Raw genomic sequence first — 22,904 nt, forward strand, 5'->3', positions numbered from 1 at the left:
GTATATAAAAAGCTTAAGATCTTTTGGGGTGTAAAAAGAGATCTTAAGCTTTCAATATATTATTAAGATATTTTCAATTTCATAGCAACTTTTTTCTGTTCTTCATAATAAAGACTAGAAGTTATAAAAAGGTTGCGTGAAAACGTAATTTTTTATCAGTAAGGACACCTGTAATGTTAACAATGCTACATATTTAAAATAAGAAGCGCTCTATGGTAGTGGGGTGATTATGATATAAAATCTTTAATTAACCTCTGTATTAATTATGAAATCTATATTGAGACCACCATTAACAGCTGTATTTGTAGAAGTAAAAACACGACCATCTGTAAGTAATAATTCAAATCTTGTTGTAAAAATATCACCAGCTGCAATGCTAGCAGATGTATTATTTGTGTTACTTAAAAACTGATCTGCAGTAATTGCTAGGTCATAGACAGGAAAGCTGTTTTCGCCGGCAATAAAGTTACTAGCCCCAATAGTCTCAAAAAGAATTTCTTGTTCTACAAGGGACTCTGTACTGTCTCCACTCATCTCAGATAGGTCGTAGTAGGTTAGATACACTCTCATCTCTTCTAGAAGTGTCCCATTCTCATCATCCCTATATTCAAGTCTCGCTTCTAGTGAGCCCTGAGCATCTTCTTGAGAGATTGTGTTATTTGTGGTACTTACTAATTCTATTACAGCTCCATTTGAAGCCGAATCTGCAATACTGCTCAAGTTAACATTGTCATCATCACAGCTAGCAAATACCATAATTATTACGAGAAAGTAAATAGCTTTAAATTTCATAGTTTTTCGATTTTTTGATTAACCATAGCAATGTACAAATCTGTTTTAAATGAGGCTAGATAAGTAAAGTCAACTATTATCGGGAGTTACTTAATGGTTTAAAAGTGATAGAATAACGCTTTCGCGAAAGCGTAAATGCAACCCTAAAAAAATCAATCTATTTGTAACCTCTTTTTAGAAGTCTTTTGAAAAACGCACTATATCTAGCGAGACGTAGAGCGCTGTCTTAATATTGAAAAAAACTTAAATATGTGGTTGAGTTTTCTAGGCCCACACTACTATGACGTACTGTACACTTGGATAAGTAGGTGTAGCAGCTTTAAATCTTACTAAAGTAGTGACTTATCCCAGATAAAATACTCTGTACTGCATAAGCTGCGAGTATAAGCCCCATAATCTTACTTATAACAGTAATTCCGTAATTACCTATACGTTTTTGTAACCTATTTGCACCTAAAAGTATCAAGCAGGTGAGGCCTATAACTATGAGCACAAGCACGGTAGTGATAAGTTGTTCTTGTATGGAATATAAATGATTGTCTGTGAGTAAAACAACCGCCATTATAGCTCCTGGAGACGCTATAGAGGGTATCGCAATAGGAAAGATAGTAACGTGTTTATAATCTGTGATGCCATTTTTTTCTTGGTCTGGCTTGCCATCACCAAAAATCATAGTAAGGGCAAAGAGAAATAAAATCACACCTCCAGAAATCTGAAATGCGTCTAGCGAGACAGACATTCCCTCAAGTATAAGCTGGCCTATAACAATAAAAAAGAGTAAAATCATAAAGGCCATAACAGAGGCTCTTATGGCAATTTTCTTTTTATATCTTAAGTCAAACTCCTTAGTCGCTTCAAGGTAAACAGGTATTGTCCCTATAGGGTCAATAACGGCAAATATGAAAAATATAGAGGTAAATATCTCTGTCATAACAAATGTTTATACGCCAAACTGGCCTAAGTGATAATCAAGGTGCTTATACTCAAGTTGTCCCCATTGCTCGTGAGTAAAGTGGCCAAACATAGGGTGTGGTTGCCACTCTTGTTGCTCGCGTTTGTTATAAAAAGCATCTACCATAGATAGAAGTTTCTCGCGTTCAAGGTCTAGATCACGGCTATCTGTGATTTTTGCCTCTGGAGCTGTAGGCAGGTTTTTACGCCAGGGCTTATCATTATACAAAGATTTTTTAAATAACCGCATAATAGGGTTCCACTTTGCTTTTCTTGGTTTGTCACTTAGTGCTACCTTAAAAGGAAATTGACAGTGCGTTACCATTTGCCCTACATTCATCTTACCCCAGCGAGCTGCGCTATCTGGTTGTAAGGCTTGTATTCTGGTTTTTGTCTCTTGATATGTGGTTGGGTCAAAAAGTGATTTCATAGCCGGTTCTTTGCGATTAGTTTTCTTATATCAATATTAGACTATTAATGTACAATAATTACTGCTTTCTTTAAAAATGTGAGCAATCTTGATGTTTATGTTTTCTTTAAAATGCAATAAGATATAATATTGTAAAACCCTATATTTAAGGCTTATGCAAGAAAACACTGTAAAAGACACGTCCTCTTACATTTCAATAAAAAACTGGTCTGAAGATGATAGGCCCAGAGAGAAATTAATGATTAAAGGTCGCTCTGTCCTTTCAGATGCAGAGCTTATCGCTATACTTATAGGCTCTGGCTCGCGAGAAGAGAGTGCCGTATCCCTTAGTAAACGCATTCTCTCACAAGCCGAAAATAACTTGTCTGAGCTGGGTAAACTTTCGGTAAAGGATTTAATGAAGTTTAAAGGAATAGGCGAGGCAAAGGCAGTCACTATCGCAGCGGCACTAGAGCTGGGTAGAAGACGTAGTGGTGGAGAGACGCTTTCGCGAAAGCGTATTACTTCTTCAAAAGATGCATATACCATTTTACAACCCATTATAGGAGAATTACCGCACGAAGAATTCTGGGTGTTGTTTCTTAATAATTCTAATAAAGTCTTACGCAAGGAGCAGGTAAGTAAAGGAGGTCTTACAGGCACGCTGGTAGATGTGCGTATGGTTATGAAAACGGCCATAGAGCTCAGTGCTGTGGGGATGATACTAGGGCACAATCACCCATCTGGAACGCTCAAACCCTCTCAGGCAGATAAGATGCTTACTACAAAGTTAAAAACCGCTGCTCAAAGCCTAGATATACAAGTATTAGACCATATTATTGTGACCGAAAAGCAGTATTTTAGCTTTGCCGATGATGGTATTCTATAACAGCAGCGCCCCATATGTTACTTGTTTACACGCACAAAATTACGCCTCGTGTCTCTTATGTTTTTAAACATATTTGCACTAGAGTACTGGGGGTGTCTGTAAAATTTACCACAAAGCTAGAAGAGTTTATTGCATACGAAGGAGCAAAACTCTCGTACACGTCAAAAAAGCTAGGTAATGAGTTGCACATACGTAGTGTAGATTTACTTTTTGAGCAAGGGATACTAGCCATAGATATTGCTGTGCAAGACTGGGAAGGTGTACCGTGTTTTTTTCAAATAAAAGACGCTAGTGCACAAATTCCTTATGATATTTTTGCTGCTTCTTTTTATCTCTTAAGTAGGTATGAGGAGTACTTACCACACGTAAAAGATAGTTTAGGTCGATTTCCGGCAAGTGAGAGTCTAGCGGGTATGCACAACTTTTTAGAGCAGCCCGTGATAGATATATGGATACAACGATTTGCTCGTGTACTTACGACTCAATTTCCAGATTTAATTACAAAAAAAACAGACTATAAGGTTCATATGCTCGTTACCGTTCCTCAGGCATTTAAGTATAAAAAACTTGGTGTACTGCGTGCTGTAGGGGGTTATTTTAGAGATTTTGGAAAATTACGCTTTCGCGAAATTTTAAAACGCTCACAAGTTCTTCTCGGAACAAGAAAAGATCCTTACGACAGCTTTGGCTGGCTTGCAAACGTGCAAAAACAAAGTGCTATTCCGTTTCAAATATTTTTTCAAATAGGTGATTACGGGCAGACAGGAAAAAATATAAAGCACTCAAAACGCAGCTTTCAAAGTACCATAAAAATGATAGGTGATTATTGCAGCGTAGGTTTACTGCTATCACCACAAGCATCAACAGATAGACAGGCGCTGGCAATAGAGCGTAAACGTCTGGAGGAAATTATACACAGGCCTATGAGAAGTATGCACGTCTCAGACTTTAAACTTAATTTACCATATGTATACAGAGATGCTTTAGATCAAGAGATACAGAGCGATTATACAATGGGATATGCAGATATTACTGGTTTTAGAGCAGGTACCTCACAATCTTTTTTATTTTATGATCTAGACTACGAGATACAAACGCCATTACTTATACATCCCGTATGTATGCAATCTGATAATGTAATTAATTATAAAAATCACACTATAGATTTTGTAAACCTCAAAGCGTTGAGTGATCGTATAAAGAAAGTAAATGGGGTCTTTAGAATTTCGTTTTCAAATCAATCTTTTGATGATATATACAGTAAAAAACTTTTTAGACACCTACTAGCAGATGAGTAAAATTACAGACATATTTTTTGATCTAGACCACACCCTTTGGGATTTTGATCGCAATAGTGGCCTTGCGTTTATAAAGATTTTTGAAAGAAATAATCTCAGTATTAACTACAACGAGTTTCTTGAGGTGTATAGCCCTATTAATTTCCAGCAATGGAAATGGTACAGAGAAGAGCGCATCACAAAAGCCCAGCTACGTTACGGTAGGTTTAAAAAAACATTTGACAAGATGGGAATCTCCGTCACAGATGATATTATAGATAAATTATCTGATGATTATATAGAATGTCTTCCAGAAAACAATCATCTTTTTGAAGGCACTATAGAACTGCTAGATTACTTATCGCCTAGATACAAGATGCATATTATTACAAACGGTTTTCACGAAGTGCAAACTACAAAAATGCATAAATCTGGACTTGCACCATATTTTGAAACTATGACCTCTAGTGAGTCTGTAGGGGTTAAAAAACCTAATGAAAAGATATTTCACTTTGCAATGGATAAAGCTGGCGTTGCGGCAGATCAAAGTATAATGATAGGAGATACTTATGAGGCAGATATTGTAGGAGCGCTTAAAGTAGGTATGGATGCCATTTGTTTTAATTATCATAAATTAAAACTTCCACAAGAGATTAAGGTTGTAGATGAAATAACACATCTCAAGAGTTTTCTATAATAGCAATAACACATAGACTACAAGCGTTTGCATTACATAAAGAACCCCACATATGAAGCCATCGTCAGTAAAACTATTTCTAGGTTGTGTCTTTTTGATATTGCTATATTGTAGCTCTTGTGTAGATGATGTAGATTTTGATCGCCTAGATGAGGTCGTACTTACACCCAGGCTAGATGCAGATTTGTTATTTTTTACTGTAAACTACACTAGTTTGAGTAATGAGGAGATTGTAAATAATCAAATAATACTGAGAGACACGACCCAGCTTAACTTTCTAGATGATGAGGTTACTCAAGAAAATCTAGTAGAGGTAGAAATTACATATAGAGCAACAAATAGTTTTGACCAGTCTATTACAAATAGGTCCATTTTTCTGAGTGAGAACGGAGCTATACAGTATGAGATAATCTTTCCTGTTTCTGGTTCTAATAGTGGAGAGCCAGTTGTAACAGAGTTTACAGAGACTGTAACACAACAAGAGCTGCAAAGTATCCGTAATTCCATACAACTAGCAAATGAAGTTATTATTGATGCCGGGACATTACCTCAAACTGGTGAATTGAACTTACAGAGTAAAGCTATTTATTCTCTAGAATTTTCAGATCTGTAAGATGAAAAATAGATTAGTGCTCTTCTTCCTATTTTGTACGTCTTATGTTTTTTCTCAGAACAGGCCTCAGCTCTATAATGTTGATGCATTACCGCAAAGCCTGTTAAGCAATCCAGGGACGGCAGTAAGTTTTGATAAACACATAGGGGTTCCATTGCTCTCTGGTCTGTCTTTTGAGGCAGGTTCATCTGGAGTAAGTGCTTATGACATCTTTAGAGATGATATTTCTATTAATGAAGCGATTAGTAATGCTCTTTTTGATTTGAGTAGTACAGACTATTTTAATACAAATGTGCAAGTGGAGCTCCTCTCATTTGGGTGGCGTTCTTTAAAATCAGACATATATTATTCTGGTGGAATATATCACGAGATAGATGTATTCTCATATTTTCCTAAAGATCTAGCAACACTTGCATATAACGGTAATGCAGATTATATAGATGTACCTTTTGAGTTTTCTGAGTTGGCTTTTACAGCAGAGGCGCTTTCGGTATACCATTTTGGAATAAATAAAAAAATAAACGATTCCTGGCAACTAGGCGTGAGAGCAAAAATGTATATGAGCGTCGCAAATGTAAGTAGTATAAATAATAGAGGAGATTTTACCACAAGAACAACACCTAATGGGCCTAATTTTTATACTCATACACTGCGCAATGTTAGTCTCGTGGCAAATACCTCTGGTGTTGCGTCTTTTTATGATGACGAGATAGATACAGACGTTACAGAGCTTTTAAGCAATGCCTTTTTAAGTAAAAACTATGGATTTGGATTAGATATAGGTTTTACTCATTTTATTAATGAGCAATGGTCTATTACAGGAAGTGTCATAGATTTAGGTGTTATAAGTCATAAGGATGATGTGCGCAATTTTATAGCGAGTGGTAACTATGAGACCAGTGGTTTAGAGCTTACATTTTCTGCGCTTATTGAGGGTGATGAGTTTACAGACTATTGGCAAGATATAGAAGATGAGTTTAAAGACTCGATAAACACAAATGATAGCTTGTCAAATAATTACACATCTTGGAGGCCAGTAAAGCTTAAAACATCTGTACAATATGCTTTTGGTGAAGATCGTAGTGGTACTTGTAATTGCCGGACTTCTAGTTCAAGAAAATATGTAAATAAGCTAGGGCTTCATTTAAATACTATTAGGAGACCTAGAGGATTACAAACAGCCATTACTGCTTATTATGATAAAGATTGGACTAGTGGCCTACTTACAAGACTTACCTATACGTACGATAAGCTTTCTGCCACTAATCTAGGGTTCTTAGTAAGTACTAAAATTAATAAATTTAATCTTTATCTTGCCACAGACAATTTAATGCAATATACAAATGTTGCAAAAGCTAGAGGAGCAAGTCTACAGCTGGGTATGCAGCTAGTTTTTGATAATAAATTATAATCTAATGAAATACTTTTTCACTTTACTTATTATAGCATTAATGAGTATTAACTTAAACGCACAATCTGTAAATGATTATAAGTATGTTATTGTGCCAGAACAGTTTGATTTTTTAAAGTCACCAGATCAATATCAAGTAAACAGTCTCACAAAGTTTCTATTTAATAAATATGGTTTTGAGGCTTATCTTAAGAGGGATCAAAAACCTTACAATAAACTCACAGACCCTTGTAAGATATTATATGCAAATGTAACAGGCAAGGCTACTTTTATTAAAACTACTTTGGAGGTAACTTTAAAAGATTGCAATGATCAAGTGATATTTAAAACTTCTGAAGGGAGGAGTAAGAATAAGGATTACAAAAAGGCATACCACGCTGCTTTGCGTGAAGCTTTTTATGATATAGAAGCCCTCAAGTATAGCTATGACCCATCGGCTGGGGTAGAAGAGCGTCAGGTTTCAGAACAAACAAAAAGCGAAGTTGTCGTAAATAATGAAGAAACTGTCTTACAGCCATCTGCGAGTAAAGATAAAGTATTAGATATAGCAGCACCAGAGACGGTTGCTCCGCAATCTGGTCAAGTAAAAACTACTACAACATATACTAGCGAAGATGGGTTTTATAAAGCAAAACAGACGGGTACTTCAATCACATTTTATGATGACGCAAAAAAGATAGGCGTTGCAGAGATGGGTAATGAAGAAACATTTGATGTTACTACAACAGACTTTACTGGGACAGCCTTTTTCTTAGAAGGTAGGCTCGTTGTACAGCGTAAAATAAAAGGTATCGCGGGCGTAGTTGAAATGATATTTACAAAGGAATAATGAAGCAATTTTACACACTACTCATAAGTATACTTTTACTGTCTTGTGGTGATAAGACAGAACAAACTATTTTAAAAGAAACTAGGCCATCAAAAGTCGTAAACACTAAGGACGTAAAGATTTTTGAGCAAATACCTAGCGATTCAAGCGGGATTACTTTTTCAAATACACTTAAAGAAGATGTAGGCTCACTAGCAAATCTATTTGATTTTGATTATTTCTATAATGGCGCTGGCGTTGGTGTGGCAGATATTAATAATGACGGCCTTCAAGATCTCTTTTTTACAGGTAACCAGGTGGCTAATAAATTGTATCTCAACAAGGGTGATTTACAGTTTGAAGATATTTCAGATACTGCAGGGATTAATGCAGGTAAACAATGGGCAAACGGTGTCACATTTGCAGATGTAAATAATGACGGCCTCATAGATATTTATGTGTCACAAGGAGGACCTAAGCAAGCACAAGAGCGTGGCAACCTGTTATATATAAATGAGGGTGATAACCGCTTTCGCGAAAGCGCAAAACAATACAACATTGCAGATACGGGTATAAGTACACAATCTTCGTTTTTTGATTTTGATAAAGATGGAGACCTTGATCTTGTTGTGTCAAACGAAAATGAACTCTATGGGCTTGATCCTAAGCGATTTTTTGCCAGTATGGAGATTCGTAAAAATTTAGAAAAAAGTAGTGTCCAGCTTTATGAAAATACGGGAAATACATTTAAAAATATAACAGAAAAGGCAGGTTTGCTTAGACCCGCCTTTGGTCTAGGCCTTGTGGTCAGTGATATAAATAATGACGGCTGGCTAGACCTTTATATTGCAAATGACTATTATGTGCCAGATGCGATGTACATAAACAATCAAGATGGAACCTTTACAGATAAAATAAAGGAACATACCCGCCAAGTTTCTTTTTATGGAATGGGGGTAGATATAGCAGATATTAATAATGATAAGCTACAAGATATTTTTGTTTTAGATATGGCTGCTAGTGATCACGTACGTTCTAAAACCCTTATGGCTAGTATGAATGAGCAACGCTTTAATATGCTTACAGAAGATCTAGGTTTCCAGCACCAGTATATGTTTAATTCATTGCAGCTCAATCGTGGCAATGGCAGGTTTGACAACGTAGTGCATCAAGCCCATATGGCAAAAACAGATTGGAGCTGGGCAGGACTAATGGCAGATCTTGATAATGATGCAGACCGGGATGTGTATGTCACAAATGGATACAGACGTTATGCGCTTGATAACGATATTCAAAATCAAGTACGTGAGACACAGCGAGCCTTTAACGGTGTAGTACCACTAGAGGTGAAGCAAAAATTATATGATGCGATGCCTACTGAGAAGTTGAGCAATATCGCTTTTGTAAATAACGGAGATCTTGAGTTTAAAAATAACTCTTACCAGTGGGGTCTCGCTGTAGCATCTTACTCAAATGGGGGTGCGTATGCAGACCTTGATAATGATGGTGACCTAGAGCTTATCACAAATAATATAGACGACACGGCTTTCCTTTTTAAAAACCTATCGGTCGAAAATGAAATAGGAAACTTCATAAAAGTAAAAACCGAAGGTGTCCTCTCAGAAGATTTTGCTAAGGTTACAATCATTACAAAAAATGGAATACAAGTAGCCGAAAATAAAAGAACCAGAGGCTATCTTTCTGCCGTGGAAGATATAGCGCATTTTGGGTTAGGAGACGATGAAAATATAGATAAAGTTATTGTACAATGGCTCTCTGGAAAACGCAGTGAGTTTATAGATGTAAGAGCAAATCAAATGCTGGTTATAAAGGAAAGTGAGGCTGCTTTAACAGGACTTCCGGTTATAGAAATGGAGGAGCCTAAGTACGCTTTCACGAAAGCGAAAACCACCTACGGGATAGATTTTACTCATAAAGAGAATGATTTTAATGATTTTAAAAAAGAAGTTCTGTTACCGTACAAACAGTCTCAATTGGGGCCTTTTATATCTAAGGGAGATGTAAATAATGATGGTCTTAAAGACTTATATGTAGGTGGTGCCGCTGGGCAAGCTGGCGCTATTTATCTGCAGTCTAAAACCGGATTTATTAAATCTTCACAACCTAGTCTTAATGCAGATAAGTTATATGAAGATATGGAATCTCTTTTTGTAGATGTAGATCAAGATGGTGACCAAGATCTCATTGTATTAAGTGGAGGAAATGAGTTTGCTTCACAAGATGTATTACTTGAGAATAGATTGTATATAAATGATGGGAGTGGCACCTACAAGAGAGAAGCGTTTGATAGTAATAGTGAGTATCGCTATTCTTTTAGTAAGAGCATAGCAGCTATAGATTATGATCAAGATGGTGATCAAGACATAGTAATAGGTAATCGTATAGAGCAGGGTAAATTTCCAGTAAGTACAGCCTCTGTAATATATAAAAATGATGGAGGCGTATTTACAGATGTAACAGAGACTGTAGCGCCAGACCTTTTAGATTTTGGAATTATAAATGATGTACTCACTACAGATTTTGATAATGACGGAAAGGATGATCTATTAATAGTAGGCGAGTGGTCACCCGTAGGGTTACTTAAAAACATAGGAGGCACTTTTGTTAAACAAAGCCTTCCAGAACTAGACGAATCTTTAGGCTTATGGTTTGCTGCAGCCGAAACAGATGTTAATGGTGATGGCGTGAAGGATTATGTGATAGGAAACATAGGTAGTAACATTAAGTACAAGGCGTCAAAGAAAAAACCATTTAAGGTATTTGCAAACGATTTTGATGGTAATGGCACTTTTGATCTTGTGTTAAGTAATGAGTACAATGGCAATTATGTGCCTGCGAGAGGTAAGGAATGCAGCACACAGCAAATGCCTTTCATTTCTGAAAAATTTACAACATATTCTGATTTTGCAAATGCTACCCTCCAAGACATATATGGAGAAGGTCTTAATAATGCATATGCAAAAGAGGTAAATACATTCTCTTCATTACTTCTTATAGGTAAAAAGGAAGGTGGTTTTACTACGGCTACACTTCCAGCTTTAGCACAAACTGGACCAGGGCTTGCTATAGAAGTGCTGGACATTAATAAAGACGGGTATGAAGACTTAATTATTGCTGGTGCTATTTATGAAACTGAGGTTGAAACGCCTAGATATGATGCTGGAGTAGGAGTTATTTTAATATCAAATAAGAAAGATGGTTATAATGCACTGTCAACTGCAGAGACGCTACTTTTTCTAGATGGTAATGTAAAAGATATCCAAACTATAGCGCACAAAGGCTTGTCAAAAAATATCTTAGTTTCTGCTGTAAATGATGCCGCTATAAGAGTGGTAGATATAGACTAGTAATTGTATTTAGAACCCCACTTGGCTTTTAGGTTTTCTTTTATAGCTTTTTCTCTTGTGTTATCTGTGGGTTCATACAGAGTCGTGCCACTTATTTCTTTAGGTAAAAACTCTTGTTGCACAAAGTTACCAGGGTAATCGTGTGAGTATTTATAATCATTACCATAACCTATTTCCTTCATAAGCTTAGTAGGAGCATTACGTAAGGGTAGTGGTACAGATAAATCTCCTGTTTGCTTTACAAGTTGTTGGGCCTTTCCTATAGCCATATATGCAGCGTTACTCTTAGGAGAGCTTGCGAGATACGTCACACACTGACTTAAAATAATACGAGCCTCAGGGTATCCTATTGTAGTAACGGCTTGAAAACAGTTGTTAGCAATAACTAGTGCGGTAGGATTTGCGTTCCCGATGTCTTCTGCTGCGGCAATAATAAGTCTTCTTGCAATAAATTTCACATCCTCTCCGCCTTCTATCATTCTCGCCAGCCAGTATACGGCAGCATTAGGGTCACTACCGCGTATAGATTTTATAAATGCAGATATGATATCATAATGTTGTTCTCCTGTTTTATCATAACGCACAATGTTTTGTTGCACTTTTGATAATACCATATCATTTGTAACGACTACATCCTTATCATTTTCTGTAGTGACTATGAGCTCAAAAATATTAAGTAATTTACGAGCATCGCCACCACTCAGTCTTAATAAAGCTTCTGTTTCTAAGAGGGTAATATTTTTTTTCTTAAGGATCTCATCGGTATTAATAGCCCTATTGAGTAAGAGAATGAGGTCTTTCTTTTCAAAAGGTTTTAAAATGTAGACTTGGCATCTAGATAAGAGTGCAGGTATAACTTCAAAACTCGGGTTTTCTGTAGTTGCTCCAACTAGAGTCACCCATCCACGCTCAACGGCTCCTAGTAGAGAGTCTTGTTGAGACTTTGAAAATCGATGTATTTCATCTATAAATAATATGGGGTTTTTCTGAGTAAAGAGGCCGCCACTTTGCTTTGCCTTATCAATTACCTCTCTAATGTCCTTGACGCCGCTGTTTATCGCACTTAGTGTATAAAAAGGTCTTTTAGACTCTTCGGCGATTATGGTTGCTAGTGTAGTTTTGCCTATACCTGGTGGTCCCCATAATATAAGTGAGGGTATAATCCCGGCTTTGAGAGCCTGTTGCAATGAGCCATTCTCACCTACTAGGTGATGTTGACTCAAGTAATCTTCTAGTTTTTTAGGACGTAGGCGTTCTGCAAGCGGTGTATTCATCATACAAAAATAGCTAATTAAAAATGTCTTGTATGACAATCTTTCATCTAGATACACTATGGTCACAAAATTGCTTTCTTGTGGCAAAGCTTGGGCTTATGGATAGTGAATCTTCGTATTTTAAATTCTATAATGGAGTAGTGGGGTATCCGTTGCTTTTTGTGCTCATTATCTGGTTTGTATTTTGGGTCGAGATAAAATTTGGATTAGATTTTACACAATGGGGCGTACGTCCCAGAACATTTAAGGGATTAAGAGGTGTCCTTTTCTCACCATTCATACATAGTGGTATAAAGCACTTGTGGCACAATACAACACCGCTATTAGTTTTAAGTACTGCCCTTTTCTATTTTTATAGAACAATTTCTTGGAAAGTTCTAGTTTTAATAGTGTTTCTAAGTGGTTTAGGAACTTGGTTAATAGGTCGCACCTCTTATCATATTGGTATGAGTGGGGTTATTTATGGGCTCGTGGCTTTCTTATTTTTTAAAGGTATACTCGCTAAGCACTACAGGCTAGTAGCACTTTCACTTGTTGTGGTTTTTTTATATGGGAGTTTAATATGGGGCACGATGCCTACGAGCCAAAATATCTCTTGGGAAGGCCATCTATCTGGTTTTATAGCTGGTGCTTTGATTGCATTACGCTTTCGCGAAAGCGTACCAAAACCCATTACATATGCTTGGGAGGAACCTGATTATAATGAGGCAGATGATCCTTTTATGAGGCAGTTTGACGAAGATGGAAACTTCTTTGAATTACCCCCTGATCCAAAAATTGACACAGAGGCAGACTGTTATACAATTATTTATCACTTTGTAAGTAACGACGGTGTTGATGCGCAAGCTCTGGATGTCCCTCAGAATGATTTATAAGCGTTGTCTTACCGCTTCATAAAGAAAGGCTCCACAGGCAACCGAAACATTTAAAGATGCAATAGAACCCTTAAGAGGGAGTTTTGCTTGATGATCCACAATTTTAAGTACACCTGGTGATACACCGCTATCTTCACGTCCCATTACTATTGCAGTAGGTTCTTTAAAATCTACGTCGTAGAGAGTGTTGTCTGTTTTTTCAGTTGCAGCTACAACTTGAATTCCTGATCCTTGCAGGTAGTAAATAGCATCTTTTATATGATCAACTTTGGCAATAGGCATACTAAATGCTGCACCAGCAGATGTTTTTACAGCAACACCATTGAGAGGAGCACCTCCTTTTTTGGGTATTATTACACCGTGGGCTCCTGTACACTCTGCAGTACGTATAATTGCACCAAAGTTGCGTACATCTGAGAGTTGATCAAGCAAAATAAATAATGGTGTTTCTCCACTTTCTACCGTTCTATTCACAAGTTCTTCAAAGTCGTGATATTTAACCGGAGATATTGTAGCAACAGCACCTTGGTGGTTGAGTTGTGTAAGCTTATTAAGTTTTTCAATAGGTACAAAAGAGGTTTGTATCCCATTTTTCTTGATAAGTGTATTCAGTTCGCTCAGTAGTGAGTTGTGAAGTCCTTTCTGTAGAAAAACTTTATCTACTTCTTTGCCCGCTTCTATCGCTTCTATGATTGCACGTGTTCCGTGTATTTGTAGTGTTTTTTCCATAAATAAATTAATAAGTAAGATTAAGGGAGTCGCGAGGTGTAACTGTTATATTCTGAAAGCTAATAGTTCTATGGTCTTTCAATTGAGCAGAATTATATTCTTTATATAACATTGAAAGAGGAAGTTCCTTATCTCGCGGGGTAAAGATAATATAGTCTTGAAAAATTACATCATTTATCTTTCTTGTATTTATAAGTCTTCGGAATTGAGTCATACTGCCCGAGAGTGAATGGTTGAGCGCTATGTATTCTACTAAAAAGTCTTCTGTATTTATATATAGGATAAATTGATCATCAATTTTAGATGGCATTTCAACATTTGAGGCCTGAATTGTAAAATAAGTCTTATTTCTTATTTCTACTTCATCTAATTTTCTATAGCGTATATCGTTCGTAGCTAAAGACAAAGGTAAGTTTGCTGCATAAAGAAAACCGTAAAGAGATTTTTCTAACATTGGCGCTGGATAACTACCTTCCTCTTGTAAATCTCCATCAATAAAGTATTCTATATAGCCTCCGTTGTATGTCCCTTTGTGTTCAATATTATCTTTATAGCGGCTGAATGATTGAATAGCTCGACCATTTTCTTGTTCTTGGCTATATGTGGTATTACCTACTGTAAAAGTAATTTTGTGGGAGTCAAATGTTGACCTTCCGTGAGCTTGCAACGTCTTGTTCACTATTTCTGTTAGTGAATGTTCTTCTTTTTTTTCAGACATTTTTTTACAAGAACCAATTGTAAGTATTAGAATAATTATAAGTGCCTTCTTCATAGCTTTAAGTAAAATGTGTTACAAAAAAATAAAGGTCACCTTGTAAGGTGACCTTTAAAAGTAAAAAATAAGTCTTATTACTGTTTAGTAAATAGTAATACAGATGTATAAGGTGAACTTGGACAAGTACTACCACTGTCTCCAGCAGTAAGGATGAAATCTAAAGTGAAAGATGTGTCATCAGTCTGATCATAAGAACCAAAGTTAGTTCCAAAAGATCCTTGCTGTATTGCTCCACCACAACCAACTCCACCACCTACGTTTTGGAATGGTGTTACTGTGTCTTCACAAACTAAATTAAAAACCATATCTCCTATAAAACCTCCAAACTCAGGAAGGTAAATTACGTCTTCTATAGTACGCTCAGTTGGTCCACCTTCTTCATTTGATATCGTATAAACCTGTTCCGTAAAATCTTGAGTTACACCGAAATCAGGAAATACTCCAGAAACAATAGAAAGTGCATAATCTCCAAGGAATTGTTCTTCACCAACTGGACAAGTTACACTTGCATTATAACGAAATGGAGAGTTAAAGAAACCTCCAGTGATTATTCCTCCTGCATTATCGGCATTAAATACACGGCCGTCAGTTAGGTTTAATGTAAGGTCAATAATAAATACGTCTCCTCCAAAAAGGTTAGCAGGGTCTACATTAGCAAGTGCTGCTAGTTCTTCAATTGTATAAGTAAGTGTAGTTCTTGGTAGTCCAAAAGGGCCATCAGTAAATTCACTTGCAGGAACTGTCCCTAAAGAAAAAGTTTCTAAGTTTGCTCCAGTTGTATCTCCATCGTCTTCTGAGTTGTCCTCGAAACGACCAACTACATCTACACTCATTAGTAAATCACCTCCCTGTACATCTTGCTCTTCTATCTCAATTGAAAATTGAGCACCAGGTGTATTAATAGGTAATTCATTAGAAAAGATTTCAGTTGTTCTTAGAACAGCTCCTCTTTCAACATTTTCTTGAACAAAATCTGTTGTGTTTTGTTCATCATCCTCACAAGAGGCCATTCCTATTAGAATGGCTCCTGCAAAGGCATATTTTATTAAGTTTTTCATTTTGCTTTTATTTTTTAGTTAGCTGCTGGGAAACCACCAGATACTGCTGAAGGTGGGTTAGTATCCCAAAATACTTGTACGTTTTGATCTGGCTTCTGGCTAATATTAGGATTAGCAACTATTTCAGACGTAGTATAAGGAAATGACCTTGGAAATGCTCCTGGATCTGCCTCTAAGTTAGGCTGTAAAGTTGTTGGGTAGCCTTGTCTTCTGTAAAAGTTATAAGCTTCAGCACCACCACCATACATTGTAATCCAGAATTGTTCAGCAAGAATATTCCATTTTCCATCTGTATCAGCGTTATTGAAATCTGCAACTACATCATCAATAAATGCTTGATTATCAGCTGAAGTTGGTAACAAAGTGTTAGCTAAAACAACATTGGATAACTCACCAGTGTTTGAATCTATGTCTGCAGATAATATTCCATTTACAGCGCTCTGATCTAGGTCACCAAAACCTTGTACCTTAGCAATAGATTTTTCTAAACCACTTTGAATAAAACCTGCCGCTGCTCCTGGATCACCAGAAACCATAGCTGCTTCTGCTCTCCAGAAATCTACATAAGAAGAAAGGATGATAGGTTCAATACCTGCTCCAACTCCACCTTCTCCTAATCCTACAAGATCGTCATCTTCGTCTAGTTCTAATGCGAATGAACCATCTTCTTGCTCAACAACAACAAGATTATCAAAGTTATTAGCATCTAATTTTCCTCCACTTGGGTAAACTCCAGTTGCAGTTTTAACAAACTCATCTGGTGGAGCACCTCTATCATCACCGAAATCACGTCCCCAGTATCCATCTTCTAAGAAGCAGAAGGTAAATCCATTATAATGAGGAGGAGAAGTTTCTAAAGAACAACTTAAAGTTTCACCATCTCCTTCAGGATCACAAGATGCACCAGGTGTACATCCAGATTGTCTGTAAAAATAGTAACGTATTCTTGGATCATTATTCTCTAGCATTGTTCCCATTAACCAGTTACTACGGTAAGGGCCTACACCTTGCTCAGTATAGTTTGCAAAATAATCTGGATGTTGTGTATTCGGGTTTAATAAATTAGTACCATACTGGAATTGTAAATCATCCTCAGCATCAGTAATAAAATTACCTTCTGCAACAATTGCATTAAATGTAGCAATATCTCCTGTAGTTATAGCAGCTTTCATAGCAATACTATTTGCAGCCTTCACCCATTTAGTAGGATCTTCATCATAAAACATATCTACCGCAGGAACGAGAGCGTCACCAGCTGAAATAGATTCAAGTAAAGCTTTACCTTCATTTAGAATTCCAAGAGCCCCCTCGTAAACAGATGCACCATCATCTACATTAGGACTTGGGAATTCAATAGGATTAAGCGCCTCAGTAAAAGGAATGTCTCCAATATAATCTACCAACCATAATAATGAATGAGCCTGCATTACCTTAGCAGTTCCTAAGTGGAAACGAAGGTCTTGGGTTGGGTCTTGTGCAAGTTGTTCTATCGCAATAACATCTGCAAAAATACCTGCATAAGTTCTTGTCCAAGCTCCATCAAGACTTCCGCCTGTAAGGCCATTAAAATAATCTCGTGAACCAAAAGTACCTATTCTAGTTAGTGACTCACCATTACCATTAAAAGTAATTGCGTTATTACGATACGCGAGCTGTATTGAATTAAGCAAGAAAGATGGGTCACCCGTTCCTTCTGGCAGACTGTTTGGGCTTTCTACAAGTTCTAGTTCAGTCGTCTCACAAGAGAAGAACAAAGAACTACTTGCTATAGCAACAGCCATTATGAATTTAAATGTGTTTTTCATAATTCTATTTTTAAAATCTTTTTAATTAAAATGATGCTTTTACGCTTACTCCATAACGTTTTGAAGATGGACCATTGATGTAATCAAAGCCACGCCCGTTACCAACACCAACACCGGCTACGTTAGGGTCAAAGTTAGCTCCGTCTGGAGTATTGTAAGCGTCATACCATAAGTTAAACCCACTAGCAGTTACGCTGAAAGATCCAAATGGAGTTTTTTCTAATAATTTCTTAGGTACGCTGTATCCTAAAGAAACTTCTTGAAGTCTTAATACTGATGCGTCGTATATCTGAAGTTCTTTTGGTCCAAATAATACATTTGAGAAGTAGTACTGTGAGTTGTTGATCTGTGTTTGGTTAGGACTACCATCCGCTGTTACACCAGGAAGTATGTAAGTATTCTCACGATCTTCAGTTTCTGTGATAAGTCCACGTCCTAATAATACCGCAATTGTAGAAGAAGCAATATCTCCACCTTTAGTATGGTTCATTTGGAAACCTAAATTGAAATTCTTGTAAGAGAAACTGTTTATCCAGTTCATTACATAGTCAGGGTTAGGGTTACCTATGATTGGAGTGATATTACGTCCATCAGCAAGAGTAACGTTATCTTCAACAACATAGTTACCAGCTCCATTCACTACAAAGTTTCCATTGTCATCTCTTTGTATACGAGTACCTACAATAACTCCTAATTGCTCACCGCGTATTGCTGCGTTTCCTCCAAGGAAAGGCTCAGGTCGTCCAGCATAGATGATTTGGTCATCTTCTTGCTCTGTTACAATTTGCTCACTAGTAGTAAAGTTTATTCTAGAATTCCAAGTAAATCCATCAGATTCTGATTCGAATACATCAACTCCTAAGTCAATTTCAAAACCATCACCTTCTACTTTACCTACGTTTGCTTGTGTAGAAGTAAATCCAGTAGATGGAGGAAGAGGTTTAGTTACAATTAAATCATCAGTAGAACGATTAAAGTATGATAAATCAAGACTTACGCGATTTTTAAGGAAACGAGCATCAAATCCAACTTCAAATTCAGAAACAAGCTCAGGCTTAAGATCTGGATTAGCTTGGAAGTTACTTACACTGTTAGTAGTTACGTTATTGATTGAAAATGGATCAATAAATTGGTTTGTAAACTGGCTTACTGTATTTACAGTAGGGAATCCTGTAGGGAAACCAGCAGATGTTCCTAAACCTGCTCTTACTTTTAAGTAATTAAGAGCATCTCCTTTCAAACCATCAAAAGCAGTTGTTGGTAAGAAAGATAAACTTACAGAAGGATAGAATTTTGAATTGTTTTCTTTAGGTAAGTTAGAAACCCAGTCATTACGAGCAGCAAGTGTTAAGAATAACATATTGTCATAATCTATGTCTGCTTGCCCTAAAACTCCAACTATATTTCTAAAAGATGTAAATTGTACAGGTGTTTGCTCTAAAAAGTTAAAGTGTCGTTGTACACCAAATACAAGTTGTCCAGTACTGTTTACACCTTGAACATCAATCTCTCTTGATCTAGAAGTTGCTCCTGTTACGAAGGTCATTCCAATTTTATCAGAGAGGTCATAATCTCCACTTAATGCAACATAGTGATCCCAAATACGAACATTAGTATCTCTAGTGTTATATTCACCATTAATGTCATCAACACCTCCAGATCCAAGGACACCACCTTTATTTACACCAAATTCAAAACGTGAGTTGTAAAAATCTACACCAGCACGGTATTGTAAATTCAAATTATCATTAATTGCATATGACAGTGTTGATGTACCATATACACGGTTTGTTAATTCTTTAGATCCAGCGTTTCTAACAATCCAATTTGGGTTGTTAATGTCATTACCATTTCTGTAGTATAAACTACCTCCAGTTTCAGGAATGTCAAATGGCAGCCCTGCTAAATCTACGTTACGAGGTGTAAAGAATACATTTGCAAATACTGAGAATCCTAACGTACCGTTACCACGTGATGCAGCTACAGGAGGAGATGAAACATCTGTTCTTGAGAAGTTCATTGTTCCTGCAATAGTAAATTTATTAGAAAGTTGAGCACGTCCACCAACTGATAAGTTGTTTCTGCGTAATTGGTTACCAGGGATAAATCCTTTGTCTTCAAGGTGACCGTAGTTTACGTTGAAATTTACTTTACCATCTTCAGATGCTCCATTTATATTTATAGAAGTATTTGAGACCCCTCCTGTACGGAAGAATTGAGAAACGTTATTGTAAGGTCTGTACTCATAACGCTGCCCAGCAAATTCATCTCCTCTTGACCCGTTAAAGGCTGCTTGAGTGTCATAAGGGTGAGCAACAGTTCCATTCTCGTCAATAAGTTGAGCAGGATCGTTTAAATACCCATCTACTCCACCAGCATTAAAAGAAGGTCCCCAGTTTGAGAAAAACCATCCAAATGATTGATCAAAACCACCTCCGTAGCTATCTTGGTAGTCCGGTAATGAAGCAATTTCATTAACAAAATAAGACTGGTTAATTGTGATTTCACTTTTCTTTGGTCCACCATTACCAGTAGTTCCAGACTTCGTTGTGATTACGATAACACCGTTACGTCCAGCAGTACCATAAAGAGTTGCAGCTGCAAGTCCTTTAAGCACGTTTACACTTTCAATGTTGTTTGGATCAAGGTCTAAGAAACGTGAAGACCCGTTGTTACCATTAAGAAAGTTTCCTGTAGTGTTTGTATCACTACTAAAAGGTACACCATCCACTACAAATAAAGCTTGGTTACTACCATTAATTGAAGTGTAACCACGTATAATTACGTTTGTTGCAGATCCAGAAGCACCACTTTGAGAAGTAATCTGTACACCAGAAGCTTTTCCTGATAGTACACGTGCAACGTCACCTTCTGTACGCCCTTCGATTTCTTCAGAAGCAACTTCACTTACTGCATAACCAAGCGCTTTTTTCTCACGCTTAACCCCTTGTGCCGTTACAACTACCTCGTCTAGAGCATTGTCAGCAGCAAGAGCTACATTAATTGTTGATTGATTTCCTACAGTAACCTCTTGTGTTGCGAAACCAACAAAACTAAAGACAAGCACATCAGATGGGCTTGCTTGGATTGAGTAATTTCCGTCAAAATCGGTTTGAGTTCCCGTAGAAGTACCTTTGATAATGACATTTGCACCAGGCAAAGGACCATTGTCTTCAGTAACAGTTCCGGAAACTGTTGTTTGTGCAAACGAAACTTGCACTACAAACGCTAGCAATAGCGTTAAAATTCCACTAAACTTTGTTTTCATTTTTATAAATTATTTGAATTAGCCAATGCCAAAAATCACAATAAAAAGTTAATTACACAACTAATAGTTCCTAAAATTTAGTTTTTTTTTAACGCTTTGTAAATGGTGTTAATCCCTTTATTTAAAAGCGTACGGCAAGAATTAGATGTAATTTTGTGTTTGAGAAGTCTAATGCAGAATTGTTAAATTTTCCGTTTGCAATATTGATTTGCAGTAGTCCTGCCTTAGTGCGTATTCCCGCTCCTGCTCCTAGGCTTAGCAGGTAATTCTTTTCATTTGCAATACTATTTTCTACATACCCACCATCTGTAACTGTGTTGATGTATAGGCTATTACTTAGTTTTAATCTATATTCTGTGTTTATGATGCCAGAGAGATTTGCAAAGATGCTGTTCTCTTCAAAGCCTCTTATAGAAGTAATTCCTCCTAGTCTGAAAAGTTCGTTTGTGATGTAATTTTTAGAAAACAAACTGTTAAAAGATCCAGAAATATAGATTGAGTTTTTGTTATTAAAATTAAAAATCCTTTTCATTTTTAATAAAATTTGGGTCTGTGGTGTTTTTGTCATATTCGCAATTCTAGTTCCGTAATTAGTTTGAAAATGAAATTGCGTGGTTATAGGGAAGAAATAGTCATTGTTTCTTTTTGTATACTGGTATTCGAGGTATCCTGTTGTGGTCTTAAAGTCTGCTGCGTCCTGTTCTGTTTCTTGAATGGTGAGGAGGTTTTCTGATGTTGTGTTATTGTATCCTGTTGAGATTTTGTGATTAGTAGTCGGGTGGTAATATGCCTGAATGTTTATATCTGTAGTTGAGAATGTGCTATCTTTTCTAAAGATGGAGAGTGAGCTTTCTATTCCTAAGGGTGTCTTTAGTATATAGGGTAGTGATGCTTTTATTTTAAGTTGTGATTGATCCTCCCCGTCAGATTTGTAGTTAAGTGATAGTTCTTCACCGTAGTTAAAGTTGTTTATGAGTTGTAAGTCTAGGTAGCCATCTAGTCTTAAAGTATTGTCTTCGTTTGATGCAAAACCAATAAAACCGTCAAATTGATTTTGATCTACTTTTTTAATGTAGTAAAAAACGGTGGTGCTATCTTTTTTAAAAAGAGCTTGAGCTTTTTTAGTTGTACTTATAAAACGTAAACTGCGTAACTCATCGTTTATCGTATTCAGCTTTTCTTGGTTGTAGGTTTTGTTGAGTACTTTTTTTGTTATGCTGTTTAGAAACGTAGTTGGATAATTTGGATATCCTTTATAGATCACATCGGTTATTTTTCGTTGTTTATTCGATGTTAATTCTAGTCTACCATTTATGATGTTGTTGGTTTTTGCGAGTTCTGTTATTTGAAAACTTGCAAACGGATCACCATTGTTTGCGGCAATAGTTGTTAGTTGCTCTAATAGCGCTTTCGCGAAAGCGGTTTCTATAATTAGAATATCATTATCTATGGTGTAGGCTGTCTCCTTAATATAAGTTTTTAGAATGGGTTGTTTTGAAATGTCAAGAGTTAGTGAATCGTACCTAGTGTTTAGTGAGAATGTTGCCGTGTAGATGTTATTGCTCTGTTGGACTGTTTTTTCAATATCAAAATAGCCTTCTGTAATGAGTTGGTTTGCGATGCTGTCTATCTCGTTATAGAGTAAAGCAGCTTCTGTAAAAGATTTAGTGTGTGGTATTGTGTTGAGTAATTCAGTTTCTTCTTTATTCTCTCCTTCTAGTTGTAGGAGTAGTTTTGAACCTGAATTTTGACCACTTAATGTAATGGTGAAGACAAATAGTGTAAATAATAATATGTGGGTCTTCAAAAAATGGATGGATTTATGGTTGTTTGGGTAACGTGTTTTTCTGTTGCTAAAGTATGTTAGTTTTTTGGTATTCAGAACTTTTTTGAAAAATTAGCGAG

At 36.6% G+C, this 22,904-nt stretch carries 18 protein-coding genes; 8 read left to right on the top strand and 10 right to left on the bottom strand.

What is annotated here, in order from left to right; all coding sequences use genetic code 11:
* Window positions 1-243: 243 nt before the first annotated feature.
* From MED134_RS12125 to MED134_RS12135, 3 genes are all read right to left on the bottom strand, one after another.
* Complete coding sequence (locus MED134_RS12125) at window positions 244-792, bottom strand: hypothetical protein (protein WP_038599549.1); 549 nt, start codon at window positions 790-792, stop codon at window positions 244-246.
* A 319-nt stretch (window positions 793-1,111) separates the two neighbouring features.
* Entirely contained in the window at window positions 1,112-1,723 is a 612-nt protein-coding gene (locus MED134_RS12130; protein ID WP_038599551.1) for a MarC family protein, read from the bottom strand.
* A 9-nt stretch (window positions 1,724-1,732) separates the two neighbouring features.
* The gene (locus MED134_RS12135) at window positions 1,733-2,173 is read right to left on the bottom strand and encodes a DUF1569 domain-containing protein (protein ID WP_038599554.1); all 441 of its coding nucleotides are present in this window, start codon (window positions 2,171-2,173) and stop codon (window positions 1,733-1,735) included.
* Window positions 2,174-2,327: 154 nt separating this feature from the next.
* On the opposite strand from MED134_RS12135, the gene radC reads away from it, so the two are divergent.
* From radC to MED134_RS12170, 7 genes are read left to right on the top strand one after another with little or no spacing between them, the layout of a single operon-like run.
* Window positions 2,328-3,041, top strand: coding sequence for a RadC family protein (gene radC, locus MED134_RS12140; protein WP_038599557.1), 714 nt, complete (start codon window positions 2,328-2,330; stop codon window positions 3,039-3,041).
* 14 nt (window positions 3,042-3,055) lie between these two features.
* A complete protein-coding gene (locus MED134_RS12145; protein WP_038599561.1) occupies window positions 3,056-4,339 on the top strand; it encodes a polysaccharide deacetylase family protein in 1,284 nt (427 codons plus the stop codon).
* Window positions 4,332-5,015 (top strand): YjjG family noncanonical pyrimidine nucleotidase, encoded by a 684-nt coding sequence (locus MED134_RS12150; protein WP_038599564.1) that lies wholly within the window; start codon window positions 4,332-4,334, stop codon window positions 5,013-5,015. Before MED134_RS12145 ends, MED134_RS12150 begins: the two co-directional genes overlap by 8 nt.
* Window positions 5,016-5,067: 52 nt before the next feature.
* On the top strand, window positions 5,068-5,628 hold the full coding sequence (locus tag MED134_RS12155) for a hypothetical protein (RefSeq protein WP_038599568.1): 561 nt from the start codon (window positions 5,068-5,070) through the stop codon (window positions 5,626-5,628).
* Between the two features lies 1 nt (window position 5,629).
* A complete protein-coding gene (locus MED134_RS12160; RefSeq protein WP_038599571.1) occupies window positions 5,630-7,039 on the top strand; it encodes a DUF5723 family protein in 1,410 nt (469 codons plus the stop codon).
* A gap of 4 nt (window positions 7,040-7,043) precedes the next feature.
* On the top strand, window positions 7,044-7,868 hold the full coding sequence (locus tag MED134_RS14780; protein WP_052084231.1) for a hypothetical protein: 825 nt from the start codon (window positions 7,044-7,046) through the stop codon (window positions 7,866-7,868).
* Complete coding sequence (locus MED134_RS12170) at window positions 7,868-11,215, top strand: VCBS repeat-containing protein (protein ID WP_038599574.1); 3,348 nt, start codon at window positions 7,868-7,870, stop codon at window positions 11,213-11,215. The genes MED134_RS14780 and MED134_RS12170 overlap by 1 nt, the downstream gene beginning before the upstream one ends.
* Here MED134_RS12170 and MED134_RS12175 read toward each other — a convergent pair.
* Window positions 11,212-12,489 (bottom strand): replication-associated recombination protein A, encoded by a 1,278-nt coding sequence (locus tag MED134_RS12175; RefSeq protein WP_038599576.1) that lies wholly within the window; start codon window positions 12,487-12,489, stop codon window positions 11,212-11,214. The genes MED134_RS12170 and MED134_RS12175 overlap by 4 nt on opposite strands.
* A gap of 98 nt (window positions 12,490-12,587) precedes the next feature.
* On the opposite strand from MED134_RS12175, the gene MED134_RS12180 reads away from it, so the two are divergent.
* The gene (locus MED134_RS12180) at window positions 12,588-13,364 is read left to right on the top strand and encodes a rhomboid family intramembrane serine protease (protein WP_052084285.1); all 777 of its coding nucleotides are present in this window, start codon (window positions 12,588-12,590) and stop codon (window positions 13,362-13,364) included.
* On the opposite strand, the gene rlmB is transcribed toward MED134_RS12180, so the two are convergent.
* The 6 genes from rlmB to MED134_RS12210 form a co-directional block, all read right to left on the bottom strand.
* Window positions 13,359-14,093 (bottom strand): 23S rRNA (guanosine(2251)-2'-O)-methyltransferase RlmB, encoded by a 735-nt coding sequence (rlmB, locus tag MED134_RS12185; protein WP_035327527.1) that lies wholly within the window; start codon window positions 14,091-14,093, stop codon window positions 13,359-13,361. The genes MED134_RS12180 and rlmB overlap by 6 nt on opposite strands.
* A 7-nt stretch (window positions 14,094-14,100) precedes the next feature.
* Window positions 14,101-14,865: a DUF6503 family protein gene (locus tag MED134_RS12190; protein ID WP_038599579.1), complete on the bottom strand. Its 765-nt coding sequence runs from the start codon at window positions 14,863-14,865 to the stop codon at window positions 14,101-14,103.
* 77 nt (window positions 14,866-14,942) lie between these two features.
* On the bottom strand, window positions 14,943-15,878 hold the full coding sequence (locus tag MED134_RS14785) for a hypothetical protein (RefSeq protein WP_148305672.1): 936 nt from the start codon (window positions 15,876-15,878) through the stop codon (window positions 14,943-14,945).
* A 62-nt stretch (window positions 15,879-15,940) separates the two neighbouring features.
* Complete coding sequence (locus MED134_RS12200) at window positions 15,941-17,731, bottom strand: SusD/RagB family nutrient-binding outer membrane lipoprotein (protein ID WP_038599582.1); 1,791 nt, start codon at window positions 17,729-17,731, stop codon at window positions 15,941-15,943.
* Between the two features lie 25 nt (window positions 17,732-17,756).
* A complete protein-coding gene (locus tag MED134_RS12205) occupies window positions 17,757-20,999 on the bottom strand; it encodes a SusC/RagA family TonB-linked outer membrane protein (protein WP_038599584.1) in 3,243 nt (1,080 codons plus the stop codon).
* A 121-nt stretch (window positions 21,000-21,120) separates the two neighbouring features.
* Window positions 21,121-22,806, bottom strand: coding sequence for a ShlB/FhaC/HecB family hemolysin secretion/activation protein (locus MED134_RS12210; RefSeq protein WP_038599587.1), 1,686 nt, complete (start codon window positions 22,804-22,806; stop codon window positions 21,121-21,123).
* Between the last annotated feature and the right edge of the window lie 98 nt (window positions 22,807-22,904).

It is taken from the genome of Dokdonia sp. MED134, from assembly GCF_000152925.2.
Lineage (GTDB): Bacteria > Bacteroidota > Bacteroidia > Flavobacteriales > Flavobacteriaceae > Dokdonia.

Coding starts and splice junctions, on each gene's coding strand:
- MED134_RS12190 (WP_038599579.1), bottom strand. CDS start 14,865: ATGAAGAAGGCACTTATAATTATTCTAATACTTACAATTGGTTCTTGT.
- MED134_RS14780 (WP_052084231.1), top strand. CDS start 7,044: ATGAAATACTTTTTCACTTTACTTATTATAGCATTAATGAGTATTAAC.
- MED134_RS12155 (WP_038599568.1), top strand. CDS start 5,068: ATGAAGCCATCGTCAGTAAAACTATTTCTAGGTTGTGTCTTTTTGATA.
- radC (WP_038599557.1), top strand. CDS start 2,328: ATGCAAGAAAACACTGTAAAAGACACGTCCTCTTACATTTCAATAAAA.
- MED134_RS12130 (WP_038599551.1), bottom strand. CDS start 1,723: ATGACAGAGATATTTACCTCTATATTTTTCATATTTGCCGTTATTGAC.
- MED134_RS12160 (WP_038599571.1), top strand. CDS start 5,630: ATGAAAAATAGATTAGTGCTCTTCTTCCTATTTTGTACGTCTTATGTT.
- MED134_RS14785 (WP_148305672.1), bottom strand. CDS start 15,878: ATGGCCTCTTGTGAGGATGATGAACAAAACACAACAGATTTTGTTCAA.
- MED134_RS12200 (WP_038599582.1), bottom strand. CDS start 17,731: ATGAAAAACACATTTAAATTCATAATGGCTGTTGCTATAGCAAGTAGT.
- MED134_RS12180 (WP_052084285.1), top strand. CDS start 12,588: ATGGATAGTGAATCTTCGTATTTTAAATTCTATAATGGAGTAGTGGGG.
- MED134_RS12125 (WP_038599549.1), bottom strand. CDS start 792: ATGAAATTTAAAGCTATTTACTTTCTCGTAATAATTATGGTATTTGCT.
- MED134_RS12175 (WP_038599576.1), bottom strand. CDS start 12,489: ATGAATACACCGCTTGCAGAACGCCTACGTCCTAAAAAACTAGAAGAT.
- MED134_RS12170 (WP_038599574.1), top strand. CDS start 7,868: ATGAAGCAATTTTACACACTACTCATAAGTATACTTTTACTGTCTTGT.
- MED134_RS12145 (WP_038599561.1), top strand. CDS start 3,056: ATGTTACTTGTTTACACGCACAAAATTACGCCTCGTGTCTCTTATGTT.
- MED134_RS12135 (WP_038599554.1), bottom strand. CDS start 2,173: ATGAAATCACTTTTTGACCCAACCACATATCAAGAGACAAAAACCAGA.
- MED134_RS12205 (WP_038599584.1), bottom strand. CDS start 20,999: ATGAAAACAAAGTTTAGTGGAATTTTAACGCTATTGCTAGCGTTTGTA.
- rlmB (WP_035327527.1), bottom strand. CDS start 14,093: ATGGAAAAAACACTACAAATACACGGAACACGTGCAATCATAGAAGCG.
- MED134_RS12150 (WP_038599564.1), top strand. CDS start 4,332: ATGAGTAAAATTACAGACATATTTTTTGATCTAGACCACACCCTTTGG.